This window comes from Paraburkholderia lebeckiae (assembly GCF_014201005.1).
In the GTDB taxonomy this organism is placed as follows: domain Bacteria; phylum Pseudomonadota; class Gammaproteobacteria; order Burkholderiales; family Burkholderiaceae; genus Paraburkholderia; species Paraburkholderia tuberum.
In genome coordinates, this window is the sequence record NZ_JACHDK010000003.1 from 472,954 (window position 1) to 498,615 (window position 25,662).

The following is a 25,662-nucleotide window of genomic DNA, read 5'->3' on the forward strand; positions in this document are numbered from 1 at the left end:
AGGCTTTATGGAAAACCCCGATGCCTGCATCGTCCTAGAACATCGTTGCAGGCGCGGGTCGCCGGTATCGTGGATTCGGGCGACGTTGCCTGTGTCGCATGGAAACATCCCAGGAGAAGACATGCACTACGTACATTCATGGACCGCGCAGAGCGCGCAACCGCAGGCGCGCAGCTTGCTACGACGCGCGATCGCAGCGTCGGCACTCGGAAACGCGACCGAGTGGTTCGACTACGGCATTTACGCCTACGGCCTGAGCTATATTTCGGCCGCGTTGTTTCCCGGCAGCACCGCGCAGGCCACGTTGTTCGCGCTCGCGACGTTCGCCATTTCGTTTCTCGTGCGTCCGCTTGGCGGCCTGTTCTGGGGGCCGCTCGGCGATCGCCTCGGCCGCAAGCACGTACTCGCGTTGACGATCATCCTGATGTCGGTCGCAACGCTGCTGGTCGGACTCGTGCCGACTTACGCGAGCATCGGCTGGTGGGCGCCGGCGATCCTCATCGTTCTGCGGATGATCCAGGGTTTTTCGACGGGCGGCGAATATGGCGGCGCGGCGACTTTCATGGCCGAATATGCGCCGGACAAGAAGCGCGGCTTTTGTGGCAGCTTCCTCGAATTCGCGACGCTGTCGGGTTTCTCGCTCGGGGCGTTTCTGATGCTCGGTTGCTCAGTCGTGCTCGGCAACACGGCAATGCATGCGTGGGGATGGCGTCTGCCGTTTCTGATTGCGGCGCCGCTCGGCATGATCGGTTTCTATCTGCGCTCCAGGCTCGAAGACACGCCGGTCTTTCGCGAGCTCGAACAAACGATGCACAAGGAGCAGCATAGCTGCGTCACGCTGAAGGCATTGCTGCGCGACTATTGGAAACCGCTGATCCAACTCGGTGGACTCGTGGTTGCTTTGAATGTCGTCAACTACGTGCTGCTCGCCTATATGCCGACGTTCATGCAGAAGCAGCTCGGCATGAGCGACAACATGTCCCTGCTCGTGCCGCTGATCGGCATGCTCGCGATGATGGTGTTTCTGCCGTTCGCGGGCACGTTCTCGGATCGCGTGGGACGCAAGAACGTCTGGTGGTTTTCGCTGATTGGCCTGTTCGTCGCGGCGATTCCGATGTTCCTGCTGATGAAGCTCGGCGTGGCGGGCGCGTTCATCGGCTTTGCGGTGCTCGGGCTGTTGTACGTGCCGCAGCTGGCCAGCATTTCGGCGATGTTCCCCGCGATGTTTCCGACCCAGGTCCGTTACGCGGGGATGGCGATTGCGTATAACCTGTCGACGTCGATTTTCGGCGGCACGGCTCCGATGGCGAACGAATGGCTGGTCGCGCATACGGGCAATGCGCTGGTGCCCGCTTATTACATGATGGCCGCGTGCGTCGTGGGGGCGATTGCGTTGATCTACGTGCCTGAAACGCGCGGGTGTTCGTTGCGCGGGCAAGGCATTCCGGGGAAGCAGGAAGTGCTCGGTTGAAGTGACATGGCGTGGCCAACCGCGTATCGATGCAGTTCGGCCACGCGCGTTTGATTGAGCGTTTATTTCAGCTGGCTTTGCGCGAGCCTCGACTTCAGCAGTTCGTATTTCTCCCGCGACGTATCAGCGAACGCCGCCTCGCGACTCGAACGTGTATCGTCGAATGGAATCGGCTCGGCAAACTGGCTGACCGTCAGATCCCATCTGCTGCCGTCGATCAGGTTGTAGAAGTGCGTGCCCCCCGAGGTACGCGTCGTCAGAATCTCGCCACCGAAATAGTCCTGCATGATCAGAGACGTAACGCTGCAATGATTCTGCGCGGGATTCGTCGACGACCACACGTGCGTGGGGCTCGACGTATCGCCGGCCCAAACGCGTGCGAGGACGCGGTATAGATCGATGGGCGTCGCAAAAGTCTTCGATATGGCAGGCGTCTGTGCTTCCTGTGTCATGGCTGCGATCCTTCGTTCGATGAGCGGAAAAGGTCGTGGAAAACAAAAAGCCCCGTCGTTGCCGGCGGGGCTTTCTGGCGCATGTTGCTGTGAATGATGTCTAGCGGCGTATGCGTATGCGAGTCCCCACAGGCAGTCCCACACGGGCATGCGCATGATGATGCCTTGCAGTCGGGCGGTACGTGAGCGCTTGCATAGTGAGCGAGTGTGCCTTCGATTGCGCGACGCGTCAACGAATCATCGATAACTGCGCCGCGCTGACCGTGCTTACGACTTCGCGCTGCTCAGGATCGCGAGGCTCGGGCAGTAGTGCGTCGCGCTCAGATACGCGGCCTGCTGCGAGCGCACGCCTGCGCTGCTCGACGTCGGCGGATCGATGAATACCTGCGCGTTGTCCGATCCCGCCGGTGCCGTCAGCGTCATCGTCACTTTCCACCAGTTGCCGGATTTCACCGCGCTCAGCGCCGTCGCTTGCCCCGCGCCCCACGTGCCGCGCACGATCGCGCCGGTGTTGGTGTTCAGCACCCAGCCGAACTCGGTGCCGCTCGGGTCGTCGGTCTGGATCGAGCCGCCCGGGAACACCGTTGCGTTGGTGGTGGCGAGCACGTAGTCGGTGAACGTGTACGACTGTCCGCCCTGCACACGGATCACTTCGTGAATGTTCGACACGGCCGAACCGTTCGTGCTCGTGACCGTCGCGGCGCCGCGATTTACGCCGGAGATGTCGGTGGCGGGCACGGCGGTGCCGCCGTTCGACTGGAACCACGCATCCGGCGTCGCGAGACTGAGCGGCGAGTCGATCAGGTTGTTCGCATAGCAAGCCGACGCGGCCGCGTTGGTCGGCGGCCCGTAGAAGCTCGCGATGCTCGACTGGATCGCGTTGTCGGTCATGTCGGACGTCGCCTTCGTGATGATCGCGCCTTCGAAGAACTGGATCGGCGCGGCGCTGCCGTCGCCGCCTTCGCCGAGCGACAGACCGCCTTGCCATTGGCCATTGAATGCGTGACCGGCATCGTTGCCGAAGATCAGCGCTTCAGGTGGCGCCTGATCGTACAGCGACGTCAACACGCCTTGCGAAGCGGAGCCGCCTTTGACCGCGAACAGATTCGACGCGGTGACCGGCGAGTACTTCGACAGCACCGTCACGAACTTCTCCTTCGCCGGCTGCTGCGGACCATACAGATAGACGCCGGCTTCGGCATCGACGCCCGGCCAGTTGGTATCGAGCGCATTGCACACCGGGTCCTTGACGTTCGACGGCTGGATCGAGTTGCCGTCGCAATAGCCGAATACGGCCGCGTTGCCGTTCGAAAACGCGAGTGCGAACATTTCTCCTTCCACTTCGCCGTGAGAATAGGTGCTCGGATTCGCGCTGTTTTCCATGTTGCCGTAGGTGCCGCAGCAGGTCGACGACTGGCTGTAGTGCGCGCCGGCCACCATGTACTCGGCGATTTCGCTATCGCCAATCGACTGGTTTACGGTGCCGAAGCGTTTGCGATAGGCCTGGCCGGCCAGCGTGCCGAGAGCCGGAATCTGTACGCCGTTCGTCGCGACGAACGCGAGCTTGGCCGGCGTGCCGGGAAGCGCGGGCAAGTCGTTGCCGATCGTCAGTTGCTGCGTCGGCGCCTGCGCGGTCAAGGCGGTCGGCGGTTGCGCCAACTGGACGGTCAAGGCGCCGGAGGTGCCGGGCAGCGTGATGGTCGCGAAGCCGTTGAGGACCGGCACGGTGGTCGTATTGCTGCCGTTCTGTACGGTGAGCGATTCCGTGCCGTCCTGGTTCAGCGTCAGCGTCGCGGGGACATTGCCGAACGCGCCGTTTTTCAGCGGCGCGACCAGATCGATCTGATCGTAGATGTAGGTGACCGAGCAGGTCGTGTTGTTACAGAAGGATTGCGTGCTCTGCACATTCGCCGAGCCGACCAGCGAGCGGTCGCCGCCCTTCAGCGTGCTGTTGGTGTACGGATAGACGTCGAGCGTCGTGTTGTCGGACGCGCGTTGAATCTGGAACAGCGGGCCCGTGTAGTTCTTCGTCAGCAGTCGGGTCACGCTGTGCGCTGCGGAGCAGGGCGTGTTGGCCGCGGCGGCGGCGTCGCAGGGCAGTGGGATAGCCGTCGTCGCCTTGTTGTCCGCCGATGCATTCGAATTCGATTGCGATGCATTGCTGATCGGCGCCGCGTTCGAGGTGGCCGCGTTCGCCACCGGCGATGTCGACGGGCCGCTATTGTCGCCATTGCACGCGGCAAGTCCGACGGCCATCGCCAGCCAGACCGCCACTAATCCCATTCTTCTGGACATCATGACCCCTCCTGTTGAACCGCTGATCGGTTAAAAACACTTAGTTGATCTGGATAAAGAATCGAGACAGCCGGCAGGCCGGCGCCGAACTTCCGGCAGGTAATAATATTAGTCAATAATATTGATTTGACGGCATGGGGTAATCCCCATGCGAGTTGGATGAAAATGAAAGAATCCGAGCTATGTGCGGCTACGTATTCCGCATAAGCTAGCGTCTTGGTTGGATTATTACTAATATTTTGTCCGGCGCGACATGCGACATGCTGCATGCTGGTCTGCGCGAGGGTATGAAGCGAAGGGGATAGAAGTGAACGTGACGCGCGTCGAATCAGGCGTTCGACCGCGGATGGCTTGCGCCGATGTGCTTCAATGCAATTCAACCGCCGGACAGAACCGTGTCCTCGACTTCGTAGCGCTCATTGCCAACCGAGATCAGATTGATGCCGGCATGCTTGCGCGTCAGCGTGTCGCCGGGCATCGGCCGATCGCTCGCGGACGCGGCCGTACCCAATACGCGACCGTCGACGCCAAAGAAAATCGCCCGCGTGGCGCCATCGGGCCAGTAGACCACGACCGTAGTCGATCGATCGCCGTGATGCACTACGCCGAACTTGCACATCGTTTTGGTCTGTCCGTTGCCGCGCTCGCACGGCAACGTGCCGCTCGCGCTGATCGGCGATTCCTTCACGGGCCCGTGGCCGTTCTGCGAGCCGGCCTGAGCGTTTTCAGTCGAAATCGAAATCAGCGTCACGCCATCCGCTTCGCCAACCACGCGCGCATGCCGCTGATGCCCGACGATCGCGCGCACGGCGGCGCTGTCGCGCGAGCCCGGACAGCCGACCAGCATTGCCGTATGGTCGAGATAGTTCACGGTCGCGGCCGACTCGCCGAGCCGCCGGCAGACATCGCCCGAGTGCGGATAGCCGTCGCCGAGCACGACGAACGACGCGGGCCATTCGAACGGTTTCTCCATGCCAGCGGCCTGCGCGGAAGTCGAAGCGCCACCAGCACCGAATGCAATCGCCGCAATCGCGGCGCACAGCGCCGAAGCGGGAAACCGGGTCGCACGTCGCATCGATGCTCTCCTCGGCATGCTCAGGTTCGAGCCGCACCCGCCGACAATGCAGCCTGCGCCCGTTGCAGCCACTCGCGATTATGCTCGCGCGCGTGACGTGGCCAATGTTTGGCATCCTGCACGATTTCGGCATACAGCGCGCCGGCGCGGCGGCGGTCCGCATCTTCGGGTTGTGCGGCGAGCCAGTCGGCAAACAGGCAGCGCGGCGCGACGTCGTTCGCGCAGGTCAGCGCCTGTTCGAATGCCGCGCGTGCGCCCGGCGCATTCAGCGCGGCCAGCGTGCGCGCGTACAGCAGCGCCGGCTCGCCCTGGTTGCGTGCCCGCGGATTGACCGAGAACAGATTCCCCAACGTCGCATCGGCGGCCGGGTAGTCGCCGAGCGCGAACTGCGAGCGCGCGAGACCGAGCAGCAGCGCGGGATCGTTCGCGAATGGGCCGTTCGCCGCGGCCTGGAAATGTTCGAGCGCTTCGCGCGGATTGCCGGCCGCGAGCAAGGCCTCGCCGAGCCGCATCCGATGCTGCACGGTCGGCGCGCGGTTGAAATCGGCGCGCGCTTCACGCAGCGCGCGATTCGGATCGACAAATTGCGTGATCGCCTGCGTGGCCACCCGCGCGCCGCGCGAGTGGCGCAGACTCGGCAGATAGATCGCGAAGAAGTACACGACACTGCCGAGCAGCGGAAAAGCAAACAGAATGAATAGCCAGTAGATGCCCTGGTTATTGCGCAGCGCGTGGACGGCGAAAAAGATCGCGATGAAAACGTGAAGACCAATTCCAAAAAAGTAGGGCATATCGATTCAACCTTCGAGCATGAGGAAAAGCGCGCCGCGAGCCCGTCATTGGCGTAACCGGGCCCCTAATGCAGCGAACCGACCCGCAGATACGCGAATAGAAGCGACAACGCCACGACGATCACGCCGGTGGCAATGACGAGACGGTTGGCCAACAGTCGGCGCATCGCAAGTCTCCTAGACGAAACTGTAGCGTTCGGAATGGTAGCGGATGCGCGGCACTTTCATTTCGCCGAGCGCCGTTTCGATCGCATCCATCATGGAGTCCGGGCCGCAGATGAAATACTCGTGATCGGCGAACTCGGGCGGGAGATGTCGCCGGAACATCGCGGCGTCGATGCGCCCGACTTCCCCGCTCCAGCCTTCGGGCGGGTCCGACAGCACATAGACGATGCGCAGATCGAGCCGCGCTTTCAGCGCATCGAGCTCCTCGCGGAAAGTCAGTGAGTCCCAAGTCTTGCCGCTGTACAGTAGCACGAGCGGACGTTGGTCGCCGCGATCGGCGAGCGAGCGGATCATGCTCATCATCGGCGTAATGCCGATACCGCCCGCGATCAGCACGTGCATGTCGGTCGGATGCCCGATCGTGAACGCGCCATACGGTCCGTCCAGATACACACGCCGACCTGTTTCGATCGTCTTCACCTGGCTCGTGAAATCGCCGAGATTGCGGATCGTCATTTCGACGCGGCCGTTCGCGGCCTCGGCGCTCGACGAGAACGAAAAGGGGTGTCCGGTGATCCTGAACGGGCTGCCCCACACGTTGAGCCAGCCGAACTGGCCGGGCTTGAAGCGAAAGCCAGCGTGGCCGTCGGGCTGCATAACGAGTGTCGTCGTGTCGCCGCGTTCGGCGCGCACTTCCGCGATCCGGTACGGACGCCTGATCATGAAGAGCGGCTTGAACAGACGCACGTACAGCAGCAGCGCTACCCAGAATACTGTCATGCAGATCCACAGCGTGCGCTTGAACGGATCGGTCAGATAGAACCCCCAGCCGATCATATGCAGCACGCCGCCGAAGATCGCGACGAGCGCGAGCCCGATATGCGACAGATGCCACAGCTCGTAACGAATCTTCAATTGCTTGCGCCATAGCGCGGTGATCACCAGCACGATCACCGAGCCGATCGACAGGAACGCGAACCACGCACCCCACGGGACTTCGAGCAGCGAGTCGGGCATCGCGACCTTGTCGGAGCGGATCGCGAACAAGATCAGCGGATGCACGACGACCAGGCTGACCGCGAGCAGCGACACGTGTCGATGGAAATGATAGATAACGTCCTCGCCCCACGGCTCGGTCACGTGACGAAAGCGCGCGGTGAGGCCGAATTGCAGGCCCATCATCGCGAGTCCGGAATAGCCGAGCGCCACCGAGAACTCGGTGCCGAAGTTGCGCGCGGGCGGGAGCGTGCCGGTCAGCAGCGCAAACAGCGGCGCGAGAATGAACAGTAGATAGATGACCGACCAGACGGCCTTGCGCACGAGATCTCGAGACTGCATCGGTGCTTCTCCATGCCGGGTGCGGCGGTCCCGCTCGCGCTCAGTCCGCGTTCAGACGCAGGTGGTGAGCAGCAGCGCGGGCCCGAACGTAATCACGGTCGCGACCAGCGCCGCGATCAGGGTCCAGACGACGACGGTATGCATGAACGAGCTGATGCGTTCGGGACCAGGGTCGCGGGTCGCGGCGCGATAGCGCCATAGCCAGCCGATCGCGATCAGATGCAGCAGCAGAATGATCGCGAGACTCGCGCGCAGCGGGCCGGTGGGCCACGCGAACGCGCAGCCAATCGCGTGCAGCGCATACAGGATCACGAACGCGAGACACCAGATCGTGAAGCCGACGGCGAGCCACCACAGCCGCCGCGGCGAAAGCGGACGCGCATTCATGGTCTGGCTCCCAGCACGGCGACGAGGCTCGGCAGCGCGAGCACGAGTCCAAGCGCGATGATGCCCGTCGCCAGCGTGTAATCGACCCACAGGCGGGTGAGGCGCAGATCGGTCAGGCGTCGCGCGGAAACGAAGCCCGCGCCGACGCGCAGCACGTTGCTGATGAGGAACAACAACCCGACGCCCGCGTGAGCTGCGATGTACGTGAGCAGCGCCGCGGCCGTCGCGCCGAGCGCATGCTCGCGCGGATTCGGTGTCACGCCGTTGATCAGCATCACGCAGGCGATGAGCGCGACGATCAGCGCGATCGCGCTCAGCCCGATCGTGCCGTGCGGTTTGCGCTCGGCGGCGGCCGCGCGCAACGAGCCACGCGTGGCGGCTGCGGCCACCGCGAGCGCGACGGCCGCGACGAGCGCGAGCACGCGGTTCGGATGCGGCGTCACGGCTGCCGGCCAGTTCGGCGCGGCAATCCACAGATAGAACGTGCCGAAGATCAGCGAGGTGAACAGCGTGCTGTTCGCGACTAGCGCGCAGATCATCGAAAGCCATGACGGAGAACCGGCGACCTCGGTATGCGGCGGCACGCTGACGCCGCGGCCGACCGGCAGCGCGCCGTAATCGCGCGCGTGCCCCGCGCTCTGGCCCGCGAAGATGAAGAGGCCAAACGTGACGAACGCGAACGCGACCGACAGCAGATAGAACTTGAACAGCATCGCGAGCACCGCCGCGGCGGTCATGAGCGCGGTGACGAGCGGCAGATACGTCGAGTTCGGCAGCACGATCAGCTGTTCGGGCTCGCCCGATGTCATATGCACGCCTAGCGTCTCCTGCCAGCCGTTGCGCGTGAAACCGAGGTAACCCTCGCCGCGCGCCAGAGAGGTCGCTAGCTGGCCCGGGGGCACCTTTTCGGTTTCGGCGTCCATGTGCGGGATCGACGCGAATGCGTACGGCGCGGGCGGAATCGGCATCGCCCATTCGAGCGTGGTCGATTGCCACGGGTTACGTCGCACGCGTTGGCCGTAACGCAATTGCACGACGATGTCGATCACGACGAGCGCGAAGCCGATCGTCATCACGAAGCTGCCCACCGACGACAGCAGATTGAGCCAGTTCCAGCCTTCGTCGCCGCTATAGGTGAAGACGCGCCGCGGCATGCCTAGCAGGCCGGTCAGGTGCATCAGGAAGAACGTCATGTTGAAGCCGATGAACACGAGCCAGAACGCCGCCACCGAAAGTTTATGCACGGCGGTGCGCCCGGTCAGCAGCGGCAACCAGTAATAGAACGCCGCGAGCATCGGAAACGCGAGCGCGCCGGCCACCACGTAGTGCATGTGCGCGACGACGAAATAGGTGTCGTGCGCCTGCCAGTCGAACGGCACGATCGCGAGCATCACGCCGGTCAGCCCGCCGCACGTGAACACGAAGAAGAAGCCGAAGATGTACAGCATCGGCACGTCCCAGCGCGGGCGGCCGTGCGACAGCGTGGCGAGCCACGCGAAGAACTGGATCGCGGTGGGCACCGCGACGATCGCCGAGCCCGCCGAGAAGAACGCGAGCGCCAGATGTGGGATGCCCACCGTAAACATGTGGTGCACCCAGATGCCGAAGCTCAGGAACGCGAGCGCGATGATCGCGACGACGATCGTGCGATAGCCGACGAGCTTGCGGCGCGCGAACACGGGGATCATCGTCGACAGCACGCCGGCCATCGGCAGGAAGATGATGTACACGTCCGGGTGGCCGAACAGCCAGAACAGATGCTGCCACAGCAGCGGATCGCCGCCGCGCGTCGGATCGAAGAACGGCAGGTTGAACGCGCGCTCCACCTCGAGCAGGATCGAGCCGAGAATCAGCGGCGGAAACGCGACGATCATCATCATCGCGGTGACGAGGATGTACCACGCGAAGATCGGCATGCGATCGATCGACATGCCGGGCGCGCGTATCTTGAGGATCGAGACGGTGAGTTCCACCGCGAGCGAAAGCGCTGAAATCTCTACGAACGTGATGCCAAGCAGCCAGACATCGGCATTGAGACCCGGCGTGTAGACGTTCGAGCTGAGCGGCGTGTACATGAACCAGCCGCCGTCCGGCGCGGAGTGCAGGATCAGCGACACGGTCAGGATCGTGCCGCCGAACAGATAGCACCAGTAGCCGTAAGCGGTCAGCCGTGGAAACGCGAGGTCGCGCGCGCCGAGAAACTTCGGCACCAGGTAGACCGCGAAGCTTTCCACCATCGGGATCGCAAACAGGAATAGCATCATCGATCCATGCATCGTGAAGACCTGGTTATAGGTCTCCACATCCATGAAGGCCGCATGCGGCGTCGCGAGCTGCACGCGCGTGAGCATGCCGAGAATCCCCGCGATCGCGAAGAACACGAACGACGTGATCATGATGCGCAAGCCGAGGACGGTATGGTTGACCGAGGTAAGTCTCTGCACGCCCGGCCCGGTGGCCCAGATCGCGGCAAGCTGGCGATGCAGCCGCAGCGCGTTGATGCCCTGTGATGGCGGCTCGACGGGCACACTCATTTCTTCACCTCCCCGTTGGCGGCGGCGTTTTTGACAGCAGCCGGAAAATCTTCCGGACGATCGACGATCACGGTGAAGTGCATCCCCGCATGACCGATGCCGCAAAACTGGTTGCATTGTCCGGCGTACTGGCCGGGCTGATCGGCCTGGATACGCAGCAGGTTGTGGTGGCCAGGGACCGCGTCGATCTTGCCCGCGAAGCGCGGAATCCAGAATGCGTGCACGACGTCCATGCTGGTCACGGCGATGTCGACCGGCGCGCCCGCGGGCAGATGCAGCACGTTCCCGGTTTCGACGTTGCCGAGTTCCGGATAGCGGAAGGTCCAGCGCCATTGCTGCGCGATCGCCTCGATGCGCGCGGGCGCATGCGCGCGCAGCGGCAGCAGCAACTCACCCGCGTACAGCGCGTAGCAGATCAACGGGATCAGGATCACTGCCGGCAGCACGAGACCACCGAGCACGATCCAGCGACCGGGCGAAACGTGCGAGCCCCAGCCGGGCCGGAAGACCGTCATCAGAAATAGTACGAGGACCATCGCGAACAGGACCGCGGCGCCCGCCAGCATCACCCACCACAGCCCGGCGATCGATGCGGCGGCCGGACCCGATGGCTCGAGCGTCGAGAGCGGCCCGGTGCAGCCGGACAACGCGGCGAGCGATCCTGCTTGGACGGCCAGGCGCAAGCAGCTATGATGGTTTGCACCACCAGGCATCCGATGCGAGGGCACATCACCATGGCAAACAAAGGCAATGCTGGAAACGAGACGCGAAGCGAAGTGATGCTCGAGCTGTTGCGGCTCGACAAGGGGTCGGTGGTGGCGCTCGTCGGTCATCCGATTCACGTGATGATGGTGCATTTTCCGATCGCGTTCGTCGTCGCGACGTTGGGCGTCGACGTAATCTACTGGTGGACGGGCGACCCGTTCTGGATTCGCGCCGGCCTGTGGGCCGCCGGTTTCGCGTTCTGGAGCGGCGTGGCTGCGAGCGTGGTTGGTACCGCCGAGCTGCTGCTGGTGCGCGGTATCCGCCTGAAGGAAGCGAGCTGGTCGCATGCGGTCGCCGCGATGACGCTCGTCGCGCTCGCGGGTGCGAACTGGGGCGTGCGCCTTTACTACCCCGATGAGATCCTGCCGCATGGGCTCGTGCTGTCGGCGCTCAGCTCGGTGATGACGGGCTTCGCCGGCTGGCATGGGGGCAAGCTCGTGTTCGATCATGGCGTCGGAATTCTCGTTTCGCCGAAGGAGTGATGCAGCCAGCGGCCAAGTCCACCGGGCTCGAACAGATGCGGGGCCAGCAGGTTCGAGTCGATGTGAGGCTTGGCCAGCACGATCCAGATGATCGCGACGATCACGATCAGATAAGCGCTGGTCAGCGCGATCGCCGAGGCACGGCTGAACCTGCCGTCGGGCAGATACAGATCGTGCAGTACGAGGCCGGCCAGCACATGCAGCATCGCCATGATGCCGACGAACACCATCTTCGCGGTGAACCATTCGACGAAGGTGGCCTGCAGAAAAATCAGTACGGTGCCGCTCGCAATCGCGACGAAAGCGGCGGGCGAGGTCAACTCCACGAATACGAGACGCGTGATGCGGTGCAGCCGGTCGAGTTCGGTGCCCGCCGCGAGCCCGCGGCGCTGCCAGAACAGATACGGCAGCACGATCAATCCGCCCGACCAGACGGCGATCGCGGCCAGGTGAATGAACTTCAGCAGGGTCGTCACAGCGCGGGCTCTCTGACGCGCAGGCTTGACCAGACGAGCGAAAGTCCTGCCGCGAGATAAGGGATCATCGCCAGTACCCACATCAACAGTCCGGCGAGTTGCTGGTCGGCGAGCGGGGTGAGCCCCCACGCGGCGGTGGTCGCGAAGTGCGCGACGTAGAGCGGCACCGGCGCGAACACGATCAACGCGCCGAGCAAACCCATATGGCCGATCGTCGCGACGAGCGCCATCAGCGCGGGGCCGGTCGGCAGCGACGGCGAGAAGATGCTGCGCCACATGAGCCATGCACTGCCAAGCAAGGTAATCTGCATCAGCCAGTAGCCGGGTACCGTCGCGAGTCCCCACGCATAAGGCCCCGGCGCATGCCACAGCCAGATGATCACCGCATGAGCGGCGACCACCGGCACGAGCGGCGGATGCGCGAGGCGCGGCAGCGGAAACGCGAGGGCGAGCAATGGAGCTACTGCAGCGATCAGGATGACGTGATGAGTGACGCGTGCGGAGAACAATGCCGAGGACAACGCGCAGAGCGGCGACACGAACACGAGGGCCATCAATGCGACGGCGCCCCATCCCGCCCGTGCATTCGCCGAGCGGTTGCTGGCCACGAACCATGCGAGCGCGACGAGCAATGGCGGATCCGTATTCCAGCGCAGCCACAAGCTTTCAGGGACAGCCGCGGGACCACAGTAGGCGACAGGAAAATATGGCATGGGCGATGTCTTCAACGAGTCCAGGTGCTTCTTCAGTACACGCAAGCAAACGCGTGACAGATAACGCCTTCGAATTGTCGGGACGGCTCACGATCCAACTGATCGCTCACGTACTCTAGCGCAAATAAACTGTTTAGGGACGGCTATCTGAGTCGCGTAAGTTTTTGCGTGACAGAATGTTTTCAATTTGTCACTCGAGGCTTTTGCCGGCCGGATAAAAGCCGGTTAATGGCGACGGTAAGATTGCAATGGTGCGGCGCAATACTTCAGGCTGACCTGCCCGGCGTACTATGATGAAATCATGTGACGGAGGCCCGCCATGTTTCATGATCCCATCCGAATTCCCGCAATGATCGAATTGACATTGCTTGCGATCGTGCTGATCGTTGTCAGCATCGTACGCGCGAGGCAGCAAAGGGAGCGGGCGCGGAATCGCGCCATGGCGGAGCAGCGAAGCTCTGATAAAACGCGAATGTAATATTCGCTTTTAGCGCATCTTTTAAGACTTTCGTATTCAGCTATCTTGCTGGTCTTTGTTACTTCTATCGACGGCTTTTCGGCGTGGCGGCAGCCACGCCGGTCGATTTTATAGCGGTGGACGCTCCAGTTGGACCCACTGCTGCACGCTGCTGCGCTGCCATTGTTGCGTGGCGTACTCGTTGAGCTTGTGCGGAACGGGATCGCCGTTCAGCACGAGGCGATTGAGCATCAATGCGAGGTCCGTATCCGCGATGCACCATTCGCCGAACAGATTTGGCGAGTTGGCCGCAAGCAATGCATCGGCGGCGGCGAAGAGTTTTTGTGCCGCTTCTTGTGCGCTGGCGGAAAGCGGGCCGCCGCGCGATCCGTAGAAAATGACTTCGGTGGAACGCTCCTGGCGAACCGGTAGCAGATCGCTGCGCAGCCAGGCCTGCAGCTGGCGCGCTCGCGCGCGCAGACGCCGATCTTGAGGATAGACCAGGGTGTCCGGGAAAGTCTCTTCGAGGTACTCGGTGATCGCCGACGACTCGGATAACGCAAAGTCTTCGTGTATCAGGGTCGGCACGCGCCGCGTCAATGAGCGGGCCGCATAGTCGGTGGCGTGATTCGCCTTGTTCGCGAGATCGACGGTCGAAAGGTCGAACGGCAAGCGCTTCTCGCGAAGCGTCACGAAGACGGACATCGCGTAGGGGGCTTGCGAATTGGGCGTCGGTGTAGAGGTGGAAGGGCGGGTGTGCCACAGGGGCTCCGTTTTCGTTAGTCATCGATGTCGAGCTTCGAATACTAGCTGCTCGTCGCGCGCCGTGCAGCCTTTCACCAGTGCGGATTGGCCATCTCGCAGGCGAGCAGGCAGCCTAACGCCGACACGGTGCCGACCGCGCCGAGACCAAACCCTAGGGCAAGGTTCTCCGCCGTCGTTGCGCAACCCTGCAGCAGCGTTATCGACGTCAGCAGCGACGCGAGAAAAAGACGATACCGAAGTCGCGAAGAAGATGTGCGTCGTGGTGACATGATATGTTCGCCGTGAAGGGCGCTCTTTCAGCGCATCAGCGTACGAGCATAGCGGCCCACCATTTGTCGCATTCACCCGAGTAGCGGCCCACAAGCGTCAGACCTTACGAGCTCTTGCGAGGCGCCGGGCCGCGCTCGAATCGGTCGCCGGGCAGCGATACGGGGTGAACGCCTCGTCGGTTTTTCGACCGGTATTGCAACTGCAGAACAATATTGCGCGAGGGGCTTCAAAAAAATAATCAGGCTGATACAATGGCGCCCCTCTGCCCAGGTGGCGAAATTGGTAGACGCACTATCTTGAGGGGGTAGCGCCGAAAGGCGTGTGGGTTCAAATCCCGCCCTGGGCACCATTTCGAATCGTCGATTCGAATCTTCAAGCGCTTCGCGCTTCCTTCAGACAACGGCGGCCGTATCAGACCATCGCGTTGTCTCCGCTTCTGCGCTCAGAACTCGTTCCGATAGGCAAATAGCCCCGGAAGCCCGCCGCTCATCACGAATAGAATTTTCTGTCCGGCACGGTACTTCCCGTTGCTCACGTTTTCCACAAGACCCGCAAATGCTTTGCCGCTATACACGGGATCGAGCAACAGACCTTCCGTCGATGCCATCAGCCGAACAGCCGCGCGCATGTTATCGGTTGGAATGCCATAGCCGGGTCCGAGCTGCGCTTCGTCGATCGAGATCGCGTCATCACTCACGCTTAGGCCTGGGTCGATCAGTCGGACCGTCTGATTCGCCTTATCCAAAGTAACCGTGCGCGCGTGGCCAGCATTCCCATACACCGTGAATGCGGCAACACGCGACGGATCCAGGCCCAGCGCAACGAAACCCGCGACCAGCCCCGCATGCATGCCGCCGCTTCCATTCGGCACCACGACGCGATCGAAGGCCACGTTTTGCGCTTGCGATTGCGCGACGATTTCAGCTGCGCAGTCCGCGTAGCCGAGACAACCGACCGGGCTCGAACCGCCCAGCGGACACACATAGACGTTACGGCCCTGCGCTCGCAACTCGTTCGCGCGTTCCTCCGCGAATTGCAATGCGTTCACCGTGCCGGGAAGATCATGCACGCGCGCATCGAATAGCGCATCGAGCAGCACGTTGCCGTTCTCCATGTAGTCGTGGTCGAAACGTGGCACGGTTCTCGTCAGCACCAGCTCGCATCGAAGTCCGATGCGAGCCGCCGCGGCCGCCGTGAGGCGCGCATGATTCGATTGCCGCGCGCCGACGGTAACGATGGTGTCCGCGCCGCGCGCGAGCGCTTCGCCAATCAGGAATTCGAGCTTGCGCAACTTGTTGCCGCCGCCACCTAGTCCCGTCAGATCTTCTCTTTTGACGTAAATGTCCGCCCCGCCGAGGCGAGCGCTCAGACGCGCAAGGTGCTGAATTGGCGTCGGGCCTTCGAGAAGCGCATGGCGCGGAAACTTTGATAAATCGAGGCGGTGCGATGAGGCGGAGTTCATGGTCGTGTGCGCGCGATTGAGTTGAAAGAGACGTTTCTATTCATTTGACTGAAGCAAAGTTCTCTTTGACCGAGTGCTCAATGCGTCAACGTCCGTATCCCAGCCAGTAATTTATCAACTTCGGCGTCGGTGGTCAGATAGCTGACCGATGCGCGCGCGATCTGTGTCAGCCCTCTGCTAGTCATATCGAACGGCGTGTACGCGACGCCATTCGAGCCGATCGTGATGCCCTGTGTCGCCAACGCGCGTCGCACCGACATGGCATCGAGTCCGGCGACGTTGAACGACACCAGACCTGATCGTTCGACACCCTGGTCGAGCACCCACACGCCCTCCATCGCGGCCAACCGCTGGCGCAATGTCTGCGCGGTCCGATCGATCTGCGCGCGGATGTTGTCGATGCCGATTTCCAGCGCTTCGTCCAATGCATTCGCCAATCCGCAATGCAGTGCAAGCGACGCTTCCGATGATTCGAAACGCGCGGCATCGTCGCGCAGTACAGGGTCGCCATTGGCGTCGAGCGGGGCGGAATACGTGTCGACGAAGGCTGGCGTCAAGCGGGGCAGAAAATCCCGCCGGACGTATAGCAGCCCGGTGCCGCGCGGTCCGCGCAGTGCCTTGCGGCCCGCGCCGGCCAGCACATCGCAGCCGACTTCGTCGACGTCGATCGGAAGCTGTCCGACGGCCTGCGCCGCATCGATGAAATACGGAATGCCGTGACGGCGTGCTATCTGCCCAATCGCGGCGGCCGGATTGATCAGTCCGCCATTGGCCGGCAGCCACGTCAGCGCAATCAGTCGGACCCGGTCGTCGAGCATCGCTTCGAGCGCGCGAGGATCGACCCTGCCGCTCTCATCGGAAGGAATCGTCTCTATCGATGCGCCCGCGCGTTGCGCCAGAAGACGCATCGTCGCGAGGTTGCCGCCCCATTCGTGCCGCGCAACGAGGATGCGTTGCCCCTCGCGCCACGAACCCAATGCCGCGAAAGCAGCGCCCCAGCCCGGCGAGTTGCCCTTCGTCAACGCGATCTCGGCGGGCTGAGCGTTCAGCAGTCGCGCGGCGAGCGTGCGCGCCCGTTCGGTCTGTTCGCGGGCGGTCGCGCCCGCTTCCATGGGTCCCATCGAGGCTTCGCGCAACAGATGCGCGTGAATCGCTTCGAGCGTGGCGGCCGACGGCAGCGACGCGCCCGCATGATTGAAGTGCGTGGTACTGCGAACACCGGGTGTGCGGGCACGTATTGCGTCGATGACAGCGGGAGACAGCGGAGAAGACATTGGTGGCTCCGAGTGTATGAGTTGAATTCAGACGTTCTTCAAGGCGACAACCGCTTCGACTTCGACGGCGAAGATCTGCGCCATCACATCCGACGCGCCATTGGCAACCGTGCTTTGAGCACGGAATGCCGGCGTGCTCGCGATGAACACGTTCAGGCGCACGATGCGTGCCACGCGCTCGAGCCGGTCGCCCGTTGCTGCGCCGATCTGCGCGACGACACCAACCCTTACCCTCCAGCATCATGCCTGCCACGCTTCTCCTTCCGGATACCAGTACCTGTCCAGTGTCCCTTCCAGCATCTCGATGCTATACCCGGCCCTTTGCGGCGGCATATAGTGCCCGTTGCGGATCACCACGGGATCCACGAAATGCTCGTGCAAATGATCGACGTATTCGAGCACGCGATTCTCGAGCGACGCCGACACGCAGATATAGTCGAACAGCGAAATATGCTGCACGTACTCGCACAAGCCGACACCACCTGCATGCGGGCACACCGGCACACCGAACTTCGCGGCCATCAGCAGTACGACGATCACTTCGTTGAGTCCGCCGAGCCGGCAACTGTCGATCTGGCAGAAGTCGATGGCTTGCGCCTGCAGCAGTTGCTTGAACATCACGCGATTGTGGCAATGCTCGCCGGTTGCGACGCCAATCGAACCGAGCCGCCGGCGAATCGCCGCATGACCGAGGATATCGTCGGGACTCGTGGGCTCCTCGATCCACCACGGGTCGAACTCGGCCAGACGGCGCATGTTCGCGATCGCCTCATCGACGTCCCACACCTGGTTCGCGTCCATCATCAGCTTCCGGTTCTCGCCGATCTCTTCGCGCAGAATGCGCGCGCGCCGTACGTCTTCCTCCAGATTGCCGCCGACCTTCTGCTTGAAATGCGTCCATCCCTGCGCGACGCCTTCACGCGCGAGACGGCGAATCTTGTCGTCGTCGTAACCGAGCCAGCCCGCCGATGTCGTATAGGCCGGATAGCCGTGCGCGAGCATTTCCTTTTCACGCTCGCCCTTGGTCTTCGCATGACGATGCAGCATCGCGACTGCTTCGTGCGGCGTGATTGCATCAGGGACGTAGCGAAAGTCGAGGCAGCGCACGAGTTCTTCCGGGCTCATGTCGACCAGCAGCTTCCAGACCGGCTTGCCGACGGATTTCGCCCACAGGTCCCACACCGCGTTGACGACCGCCGCGGTGGCAAGATGAATCGCACCTTTGTCCGGGCCGATCCAGCGCAGTTGGCTATCCGAAGTAAATGCGCGCCAGAAAGCGCCCATATTCGCGGCGATATCTTCGAGCTTCTTGCCGACGATCAACGGCGTGAGTGCATTCACGGCAGTCACGCAGATTTCATTGCCGCGGCCAATCGTGAACGTGAGGCCGTGGCCGGTGAGATTCGGCGTGTCGGTTTCGAGCGTGACGTAAGTGGCGGAGTAGTCCGGCGCGGCATTCATCGCGTCGGAGCCGTCCAGCGAACGTGAGGTGGGAAACCGGATGTCCCGAACGGACAGCCTTGTGATCGTTGTCATCTGCGCACCCTCCGGGCTATGGCTATCGGCTTGTCGTCTGCGGACGCAGACGGATCGGTTTCGCGCGCACGTTCTCTGTGTGCGCGTTCCTGCTACGCGTAGGGGTAAGTCCGTACTCCCAGATACCAGGCATCCCTAGGTATTCCCAGGCATTTATACGCGTTGACAACACGGCATTCACTTTCTAGCATGCTAGCATGTCTTTTCGAAATCAAGGCCTTCGTGAATTCCTCGACCGAACTTGGGAATGCCGCCGGTGACCCGTATGTCGCACTGCAAAAAGTCGGCGGCGGCGAGCGCGGCAGTTTGACCGACGCGGTCGAGGCGGCGTTGCGAGAAGCGATTGTTACGTTGGCGTTGGAACCCGGCATGATGATCGACAAGATGGCCGTATGCGAACGGATGGGGGTGTCGCGCTTTCCTGTGTCGTCCGCGTTGGCGAGGCTTGCGCATGCGGGTCTCGTCGAGGTTTTGCCGCAACGCGGCACGCGCGTCAAACCCATCGCGCTCGACGACATCCGCCAGCATCTGTTCATCCGCAGCGCACTGGAAGTCGAGACGGTGCGTGGGGTCGCGCTGATGCACGACACGGCGACGCTCGACGCATTGGCAAGCAATCTCGATCAGCAGCGCAGTCTGGCTGGAAGTGGCGAACGTCAGACGTTTTACGCGCTCGATCTGGCTTTCCATGAAATCCTGCTCGACGCGGTGAAGCTGCCGCGCGTGAAGGAGATCGTCGCGGTGTCGCGCAATGCGCTGGATCGCGCGAGACAATTGCTCGCCAGTCCAGAACGGCTCGCGCATACGCTGGAAGAGCACGAGAGCATCTTCAAGGCCCTTTGCGCCGGCGACGGCGATGCGGCCGCGAAAGCGATGCACGATCATCTCGACCAGGTCGTCGCCGAATTGCACCGGTCCGCAAAAGAGCGGCCCGACCTGTTCGCGCCTTGAATGAAAGCTGGAATCAAAGCCGTTGTTCAAGCCGTAAAAAAGCTCCACCGTAAAAACGTTGGTGATATAGGCAGCCGTCGACAGACCAGCACATGAACCCACTCATTTCCGTCAACAATCTTTGCAAGAGCTTTCCGGGCGTAAGAGCGCTTCATGACGTCCGGTTCGAACTCATGGCCGGCGAGGTCCATGCGCTGATGGGCGAGAACGGCGCGGGCAAGTCGACGCTGATGAAAATTCTCGCCGGCGTCTATACGCGCGATTCCGGCGAAATTCTCTTCGACGGCAAGCCCGTCGATTTTCAAGGTCCGCGCGATGCGCAAGCTGTCGGCATCGGCATCATTCATCAGGAACTGCAACTGATGAATCATCTGAGCATCGCGCAGAACATCTTTATCGGCCGTGAGCCGCGCAAGGGTCTGGGTCTGTTCCTCGATGAAGACAAACTGAATGCACAGGCAAGCGAGATCCTCGCCCGCATGCACGTGAAACTCGATCCGCGCACGATGGTCGGCACGTTGACCGTCGCGAGTCAGCAGATGGTCGAGATAGCGAAAGCACTGTCTTTCGATTCGCGCGTGCTGATCATGGACGAACCCACGTCCGCGCTCAACGATGCCGAGATCGCCGAGCTGTTCCGGATCATCCGTCAATTGAGAGAGCGCGGCGTCGGCGTCGTCTATATCTCGCACAAGATGGACGAGTTGAAGCAGATCACCGATCGCGTGACCGTGATGCGCGACGGTGAGTACGTGGCCACCGTGCCGACCGAGGGCACCGGCGTCGAGACGATCATCGGCATGATGGTCGGACGCACGCTGGGCGACGTGACGCCGGTCGAGAGCGCGCCGGTGAAAGGCGAACTTGCGCTCGAAGTCAGAAATCTCGTCGCAGGTCCGCTCGTGCGCGACGTCAGTTTCGAATTGCGCAAGGGCGAAATACTCGGTTTCGCAGGCTTGATGGGCGCGGGCCGCACGGAGGTCGCGCGCGCGGTGTTCGGCGCCGATCCGGTCGAATCGGGCGAGATACTCGTGAAAGGCGTGAAGGCGTCGATCAGGAGGCCCAGTGATGCGGTCAAGCGCGGCATCGGCTACCTGTCCGAAGATCGCAAGCGCTTCGGTCTCGCGACGGGAATGGATGTCGAATCGAACATCGTGATGGCTGACCTCGGCAAGTTCCTGTCAATCAATATGTTTCTGCGTCGCGGGCAGATTCGCAAAAGAGCGCAGCACTTCATCAAGCTGCTTGCGATTCGCACGCCTTCGGCGACGCAGCAGGTGCGGCTCCTGTCGGGCGGCAATCAACAGAAGATTGTGATCGCGAAATGGCTCGAGCGCGATTGCGACGTACTGTTCTTCGATGAACCGACGCGCGGCATCGACGTCGGCGCGAAAAGCGAAATCTACAAGCTGCTGCGCTCGCTGGCGGCGCAAGGCAAGGCGATCGTGATGATCTCCTCCGAGCTGCCGGAAGTTCTGCGCATGAGCGACCGCATCGTCGTGATGTGCGAAGGCCGCATTACCGGCGAGCTGTCCGCCAGCGAAGCGACGCAGGAGCGCATCATGCATCTCGCGACGCTTCGCGAAACCCTGAAAACGGTACAAGCCTGAAGAGGTCTACGACATGACATTGCGAACGGATACCGCGGCGCTGGACAACGAAAGGCGCACTTCCGGGCTGAAAGCGCGAATTTTCGCGCCGACCGCCGTGCAAAAGATGCTCGCGTTCGCGAGCCTTATCCTGTTGCTGGTGTTCTTCAGCTTCGCGTCGCCGGCCTTCATGCAGATGGACAACATCCTCGGCATTTTTCAGGCGACAGCTGTGAACGGCGTGCTGGCGATCGCCGCCACGTTCGTGATCATTACAGGCGGCATCGATCTGTCGGTCGGTACGTTGATGACATTTACCGCCGTGATTTGCGGAGTGTTTCTCACGTACTGGCATCTGCCGATGTGGGCGGGCGTGCTCGCGGCACTCGCGACGGGCGCGGTATGCGGAACGGTATCGGGCACGCTGACCGCCAAAATGAAGATTCCGCCATTCATCGCGACGCTCGGCATGATGATGCTGCTCAAAGGTCTTTCGCTCGTCGTGTCGGCGGACAAGCCGATCTATTTCACCGATACCGAGAACTTCTACCGTATTTCTCAGGATTCGCTGATCGGCTATTTCCTGCCGGGCGTGCCGATTCCGAATGCGGTACTGATCCTGTTCTTTCTCGCGATCGTCAGTTCTATTACGCTCAATCGCACCGCGCTCGGCCGCTATACGTTCGCACTCGGCAGCAATGAGGAAGCGGTGCGGCTCTCGGGCGTCAATGTCGATCGCTGGAAGATCGCAATTTACGGCGTGGGGGGCGCGATCTGCGGCATCGCGGGTCTGCTGATCGCGTCGCGGCTCAATTCGGCGCAGCCGGCGCTCGGTCAAGGCTACGAGCTCGATGCGATCGCGGCGGTCGTGATCGGCGGCACGTCGTTGAGCGGCGGTTCGGGAACGATACTCGGCACCATCATCGGCGCTTTCATCATGAGCGTGCTGACCAACGGACTGCGCATCATGTCGGTCGCGCAGGAGTGGCAGATCGTCGTGACCGGTTTGATCATCATTCTGGCGGTGTATGCGGATATCCTGCGGCGCAGCCGGAGAAGTTGACGCAGGAGCAAGGCAGCAGCAAATAAGCAGGGAATGCAGGAGCAGGAGAGAGAGGGCACGTGAAGGCTCCCTCGAAAGCTCGATAGCGGCTTGATAGCCCAACCATTGGAGGAGGCCCCATGTTGAAGAGAAGACTGATCGGTATCGTGGTCGGTGTCGGTGCGCTCGTCGGCGGAAGTAGTCTCGCATATGCGGACGAGCCGTATATTCCGCTTATTTCGAAAGGCTTCCAGCATCAGTTCTGGCAAGCCGTCAAATCGGGCGCCGAGCAGTCCGCGAAAGCGAACAACGTCAGGATCACGTTCGAGGGACCGGAAACGGAAGCGATGGTCGATAAGCAGATCGACATGCTGTCGGCCGCGCTCGCGAAGAAACCGCAGGCGCTCGGCATCGCGGCGCTCGACAGTAAGGCGGCCATCCCCTTGCTCAAGCGCGCCCAGAACGACAAGATTCCGGTGATTGCATTCGACTCGGGCGTCGACAGCGATATTCCATTGACGACCTGCTCGACGGACAACGTCGCCGCCGCCGCGCTCGCCGCCGACAAGATGGCCGCGCTGATCGGCAATTCCGGCGAAGTCGGCGTGATCGTGCACGACCAGACGAGCCGCACCGGTGTCGATCGCCGCGACGGTTTCGTCAATCAGATCAAGTCGAAGCACCCGAACATCAAGATCGTGTCCGTGCAATACGGCGCCGGCGATCACCTGAAGTCCGCGGAAATCGCCAAGGCCATGATCCAGGCGAATCCGAACCTGAAAGGTATCTTCGGTGCAAACGAAGGTTCCGCGGAAGGCGCGGCGATCGGCGTCAAGGAATCGGGCAAGAAACTCGTGCTGATCGGCTTCGACTCCGGCAAGGAGCAGAAGGAGAACATCATGTCGGGCTTGATGGCCGGCGCGATTACGCAGAATCCGGTCGGTATCGGCAAATGCACGGTCGACTCGGCGGTCAAGGCGTTGCACGGCGAGAAACTGCCGAAGAAGATCGACACCGGTTTCTACTGGTACGACAAGACCAACATGAACGATCCGAAGATCGCAGCCGTACTGTACGACTAAGCGAGGCCGACGATCGCGACTCGGGAAGCCGAAGCTGCGACAATCATCGAAGAGGGAGAGCCACGCTCTTCCTCTTTTTATTGCCGTTCCGCAACTTCGGAATCGCGCTATACCGAGCGGCCCGTTGCGCCGCAACAACATGTAATCCCAACGCTCGTAGTCCGTCGAGCAAGTCGGGATTCGCGCTCATGCAGTGCTTTTGATGCAGGGCTGCTGGTCATTTCACGCCATTGCATGCATTAATCTGATACCTTATGTTTATGTAATCGCTGCACGAGCCGTCCATTCGCATGCCGATTCGGACCCACCCACCGTCGAATGCGCAGGTCATGGCTTTTACCGAACCAAGATCTCCATTTTTCAAGTGGGTCGTGTCCTCGGCCCAGAACCTGAGTCCGGACAACCGGCAGATTCTGCTTGCCAACCTGTTCACGCGAACCGCATCGATCGTTTTCGCGTCGATTTGCGAAATCGGCGTTTGCGCAACCGCGTATTATCTTTATCCGATTCCTCTATATGCCGCGTGGGGCATTGCGGTCGTCGCATTGCTGATCGCGCGGCTCACGCTGATCTGGCTATGCCGCATGCGGGCCGCCCAAGGGCTGGCCACGCCGACTTCCGCGTTTATTTTCGCGAGTCTGTTGTGGAGCGCGTTATTCGGGTTTGGCACATTCCTGTGCAATATCAGCGGAAGTCCCACGCTTTTTCTGCTTGGGAACGTTTGCGCGGTCGGTGTGATCGGCGGATTGGCCGGACGCAATGCGGGCACGCCGCGGCTTGTGTTATTGCAGATCGTTTTTATTCTCAGCTTTCTGAGTGTCGGCGCGGCGATGTCGCCGGGCAATGGCAAGCTCGTGCTGCTATTTCAGGCTCCGTTTTGCGCGGCCGGCTTCTTCACGGTCGCGCTGCGCAGTAATCGCGACACCGTTGCGTTGCTGCTCGCGCGGGAAAACAGTCATCGCCTCGCGCGCCAGGATAGCCTGACCGGTTTGCCGAATCGCGCGCATATCAGCGAGTTGCTGATCGAACGCACCGGCGAGAGTTCGACTCGGCAGGGCGAGGCGTTCGCGGTGCTGCTGATCGACCTCGACGGCTTCAAGGCGATCAACGACAGTCTCGGTCATGCCGCCGGCGACCAGATTCTGCAGGAAGCGGCCTCCCGTTTGCGCGATCTGCTGCCGAGCGGCGACCAGGTTGGCCGCCTGGCGGGCGACGAGTTCGTCGCGATTTCGGACGACGCCGGGCAGCTTCGCGACGTGCGCGTGCTGGCCGATCGCATCGTCAGAACGCTGGCGCGGCCGTTCGTGTTGAGCGAAGCGCTCGTGCATATCGGCGCGAGCGTCGGCATCGCGCTCTATCCCGAACATGCGCAAACGGGTCCGCAATTGCTGATCTGCGCGGACCGCGCGTTGTACGGCGTCAAGCGCAGCGGCAAAAGCGCGTTCGCGATTTTCGATGCCGAGAAGCACGTATCCGACGAAAGCCTGAGCCTGCTGCGCAGCGACCTCGAAGGCGCGCTGAAGTCGTTCAATGGTTTGCGCATGGAGTATCAGCCGATCATCGATCTGAATACCGGCGCGGTAGCGGGCCGCGAGGCGCTGATTCGCTGGGCCCATCCGACGCGCGGCGAGTTGTCGCCGTCCGCGTTCATTCTGACCGCCGAGCGCACCGGCCTGATCCTCGCGTTGGGTGAATGGGTGCTGCTGCAGTCGTGCATGGCGGCTTCGACGTGGCGCGACAAGGTGATCGTCGCGGTCAATGTATCGCCGGTGCAGTTGCGCGAGGAATCGTTCGCATCGACGGTGACGGCAATACTTCGGAAAACGAGGCTGCCGCCGACGCGGCTCAATCTCGAGGTCACGGAAACGGCACTGCTGAACGACGACGAAGTGACTCGCCGCAATATCACCCGGTTGCGCGCATTGGGTATCGGGCTGGCGCTCGACGACTTCGGCACCGGCTTTTCGACGATGTCCACGCTCGTGCGCTTCTCGTTCGACAAGCTGAAGATCGACAGTTCGTTCGTCCGCGAGTCCGTGCATGGGCGCGAATCGGCGGCCGTGGTGCGTGGCATCGTCGCGCTGGCGCGCGAGATCGGCATGCCGACCACGGCCGAGGGCATCGAAACCCAGGAGCAGCTCAATTTCGTGCGCGTATGCGGTTGCACCCATGCGCAGGGTTATCTGCTCGGCAAGCCGATGTGCAACGAAGAAATCGAGCAGTGCGAAGCGGTGCTCGACGCGCGTGTCGCCGACAAGGCCGCGCCTGCGGACTTTTGATATCCGTTACC

23 protein-coding genes, 1 tRNA gene and 2 pseudogenes are annotated in these 25,662 nt (G+C 62.0%); 10 read left to right on the forward strand and 16 right to left on the reverse strand.

What is annotated here, in order from left to right; all coding sequences use genetic code 11:
• Nucleotides 1-121: 121 nt before the first annotated feature.
• Nucleotides 122-1,471: an MFS transporter gene (locus tag HDG39_RS08720; protein WP_184005062.1), complete on the forward strand. Its 1,350-nt coding sequence runs from the start codon at nucleotides 122-124 to the stop codon at nucleotides 1,469-1,471.
• Nucleotides 1,472-1,533: 62 nt separating this feature from the next.
• On the opposite strand, the gene HDG39_RS08725 is transcribed toward HDG39_RS08720, so the two are convergent.
• Both HDG39_RS08725 and HDG39_RS08730 read right to left on the reverse strand, forming a co-directional pair.
• On the reverse strand, nucleotides 1,534-1,923 hold the full coding sequence (locus HDG39_RS08725; protein ID WP_184005064.1) for a YunG family protein: 390 nt from the start codon (nucleotides 1,921-1,923) through the stop codon (nucleotides 1,534-1,536).
• 267 nt (nucleotides 1,924-2,190) lie between these two features.
• Entirely contained in the window at nucleotides 2,191-3,969 is a 1,779-nt protein-coding gene (locus HDG39_RS08730) for an arabinofuranosidase catalytic domain-containing protein (RefSeq protein ID WP_311665653.1), read from the reverse strand.
• A 22-nt stretch (nucleotides 3,970-3,991) separates the two neighbouring features.
• Between HDG39_RS08730 and HDG39_RS34960 the strand changes: the two genes are divergently transcribed.
• Nucleotides 3,992-4,252 (forward strand): hypothetical protein, encoded by a 261-nt coding sequence (locus HDG39_RS34960; RefSeq protein WP_260327608.1) that lies wholly within the window; start codon nucleotides 3,992-3,994, stop codon nucleotides 4,250-4,252.
• Nucleotides 4,253-4,594: 342 nt separating this feature from the next.
• On the opposite strand, the gene HDG39_RS08735 is transcribed toward HDG39_RS34960, so the two are convergent.
• The 6 genes from HDG39_RS08735 to coxB all read right to left on the reverse strand — a co-directional run bounded on the left by HDG39_RS08735 (nucleotide 4,595) and on the right by coxB (nucleotide 11,155).
• Nucleotides 4,595-5,293 carry a hypothetical protein gene (locus HDG39_RS08735; RefSeq protein WP_184005068.1) on the reverse strand — a complete coding sequence of 233 codons (699 nt, stop codon included), beginning with the start codon at nucleotides 5,291-5,293 and terminating at the stop codon, nucleotides 4,595-4,597.
• A gap of 20 nt (nucleotides 5,294-5,313) precedes the next feature.
• On the reverse strand, nucleotides 5,314-6,084 hold the full coding sequence (locus tag HDG39_RS08740) for a tetratricopeptide repeat protein (protein WP_184005070.1): 771 nt from the start codon (nucleotides 6,082-6,084) through the stop codon (nucleotides 5,314-5,316).
• 177 nt (nucleotides 6,085-6,261) lie between these two features.
• Complete coding sequence (locus tag HDG39_RS08745) at nucleotides 6,262-7,587, reverse strand: ferredoxin reductase family protein (protein ID WP_184005072.1); 1,326 nt, start codon at nucleotides 7,585-7,587, stop codon at nucleotides 6,262-6,264.
• Nucleotides 7,588-7,638: 51 nt separating this feature from the next.
• Nucleotides 7,639-7,974, reverse strand: coding sequence for a hypothetical protein (locus tag HDG39_RS08750; RefSeq protein ID WP_018423781.1), 336 nt, complete (start codon nucleotides 7,972-7,974; stop codon nucleotides 7,639-7,641).
• Nucleotides 7,971-10,508, reverse strand: coding sequence for a cytochrome c oxidase subunit I (ctaD, locus tag HDG39_RS08755; protein WP_184005074.1), 2,538 nt, complete (start codon nucleotides 10,506-10,508; stop codon nucleotides 7,971-7,973). Before ctaD ends, HDG39_RS08750 begins: the two co-directional genes overlap by 4 nt.
• The gene (gene coxB, locus HDG39_RS08760; RefSeq protein WP_260327610.1) at nucleotides 10,505-11,155 is read right to left on the reverse strand and encodes a cytochrome c oxidase subunit II; all 651 of its coding nucleotides are present in this window, start codon (nucleotides 11,153-11,155) and stop codon (nucleotides 10,505-10,507) included. Before coxB ends, ctaD begins: the two co-directional genes overlap by 4 nt.
• Before the next feature lie 87 nt (nucleotides 11,156-11,242).
• On the opposite strand from coxB, the gene HDG39_RS08765 reads away from it, so the two are divergent.
• On the forward strand, nucleotides 11,243-11,755 hold the full coding sequence (locus tag HDG39_RS08765) for a DUF2231 domain-containing protein (protein WP_018423778.1): 513 nt from the start codon (nucleotides 11,243-11,245) through the stop codon (nucleotides 11,753-11,755).
• Here the strand turns inward: HDG39_RS08765 and HDG39_RS08770 are convergent.
• A complete protein-coding gene (locus HDG39_RS08770; protein ID WP_184005078.1) occupies nucleotides 11,719-12,231 on the reverse strand; it encodes a HemJ family protein in 513 nt (170 codons plus the stop codon). The genes HDG39_RS08765 and HDG39_RS08770 overlap by 37 nt on opposite strands.
• A complete protein-coding gene (locus HDG39_RS08775) occupies nucleotides 12,228-12,944 on the reverse strand; it encodes a cytochrome c oxidase assembly protein (RefSeq protein ID WP_260327612.1) in 717 nt (238 codons plus the stop codon). The genes HDG39_RS08770 and HDG39_RS08775 overlap by 4 nt, the downstream gene beginning before the upstream one ends.
• 319 nt (nucleotides 12,945-13,263) lie before the next feature.
• On the opposite strand from HDG39_RS08775, the gene HDG39_RS08780 reads away from it, so the two are divergent.
• Nucleotides 13,264-13,422 carry a hypothetical protein gene (locus HDG39_RS08780; RefSeq protein WP_184005080.1) on the forward strand — a complete coding sequence of 53 codons (159 nt, stop codon included), beginning with the start codon at nucleotides 13,264-13,266 and terminating at the stop codon, nucleotides 13,420-13,422.
• A 108-nt stretch (nucleotides 13,423-13,530) separates the two neighbouring features.
• Here the strand turns inward: HDG39_RS08780 and yfcF are convergent.
• Together yfcF and HDG39_RS08790 are read right to left on the reverse strand one after the other, a co-directional pair.
• Nucleotides 13,531-14,188 (reverse strand): annotated as a pseudogene (yfcF, locus tag HDG39_RS08785) (glutathione transferase).
• A gap of 49 nt (nucleotides 14,189-14,237) precedes the next feature.
• Nucleotides 14,238-14,435, reverse strand: coding sequence for a hypothetical protein (locus HDG39_RS08790; RefSeq protein ID WP_184005082.1), 198 nt, complete (start codon nucleotides 14,433-14,435; stop codon nucleotides 14,238-14,240).
• A gap of 265 nt (nucleotides 14,436-14,700) precedes the next feature.
• Here HDG39_RS08790 and HDG39_RS08795 point away from each other — a divergent pair.
• Nucleotides 14,701-14,785 (forward strand) — tRNA-Leu (locus HDG39_RS08795).
• A 93-nt stretch (nucleotides 14,786-14,878) separates the two neighbouring features.
• Here the strand turns inward: HDG39_RS08795 and HDG39_RS08800 are convergent.
• From HDG39_RS08800 to HDG39_RS08815, 4 genes and pseudogenes are all read right to left on the reverse strand, one after another.
• Nucleotides 14,879-15,898, reverse strand: coding sequence for a D-cysteine desulfhydrase family protein (locus HDG39_RS08800; protein ID WP_184005084.1), 1,020 nt, complete (start codon nucleotides 15,896-15,898; stop codon nucleotides 14,879-14,881).
• Nucleotides 15,899-15,975: 77 nt separating this feature from the next.
• The gene (locus tag HDG39_RS08805; protein WP_184005086.1) at nucleotides 15,976-17,172 is read right to left on the reverse strand and encodes an aminotransferase class V-fold PLP-dependent enzyme; all 1,197 of its coding nucleotides are present in this window, start codon (nucleotides 17,170-17,172) and stop codon (nucleotides 15,976-15,978) included.
• A gap of 27 nt (nucleotides 17,173-17,199) precedes the next feature.
• Nucleotides 17,200-17,397, reverse strand: a pseudogene (locus HDG39_RS08810) (RidA family protein); the annotation flags it as partial.
• 15 nt (nucleotides 17,398-17,412) lie between these two features.
• Entirely contained in the window at nucleotides 17,413-18,708 is a 1,296-nt protein-coding gene (locus HDG39_RS08815; RefSeq protein WP_184005088.1) for an L-fuconate dehydratase, read from the reverse strand.
• Nucleotides 18,709-18,897: 189 nt separating this feature from the next.
• On the opposite strand from HDG39_RS08815, the gene HDG39_RS08820 reads away from it, so the two are divergent.
• From HDG39_RS08820 to HDG39_RS08840, 5 genes are all read left to right on the forward strand, one after another.
• A complete protein-coding gene (locus HDG39_RS08820) occupies nucleotides 18,898-19,659 on the forward strand; it encodes a GntR family transcriptional regulator (protein ID WP_184005090.1) in 762 nt (253 codons plus the stop codon).
• A 92-nt stretch (nucleotides 19,660-19,751) separates the two neighbouring features.
• Entirely contained in the window at nucleotides 19,752-21,269 is a 1,518-nt protein-coding gene (locus HDG39_RS08825; RefSeq protein ID WP_184005092.1) for a sugar ABC transporter ATP-binding protein, read from the forward strand.
• Nucleotides 21,270-21,282: 13 nt separating this feature from the next.
• Nucleotides 21,283-22,311, forward strand: coding sequence for an ABC transporter permease (locus HDG39_RS08830; RefSeq protein ID WP_184005094.1), 1,029 nt, complete (start codon nucleotides 21,283-21,285; stop codon nucleotides 22,309-22,311).
• A gap of 119 nt (nucleotides 22,312-22,430) precedes the next feature.
• A complete protein-coding gene (locus tag HDG39_RS08835; protein WP_184005096.1) occupies nucleotides 22,431-23,372 on the forward strand; it encodes an ABC transporter substrate-binding protein in 942 nt (313 codons plus the stop codon).
• 329 nt (nucleotides 23,373-23,701) lie between these two features.
• On the forward strand, nucleotides 23,702-25,651 hold the full coding sequence (locus tag HDG39_RS08840; RefSeq protein ID WP_184005098.1) for a putative bifunctional diguanylate cyclase/phosphodiesterase: 1,950 nt from the start codon (nucleotides 23,702-23,704) through the stop codon (nucleotides 25,649-25,651).
• Nucleotides 25,652-25,662: the final 11 nt, after the last annotated feature.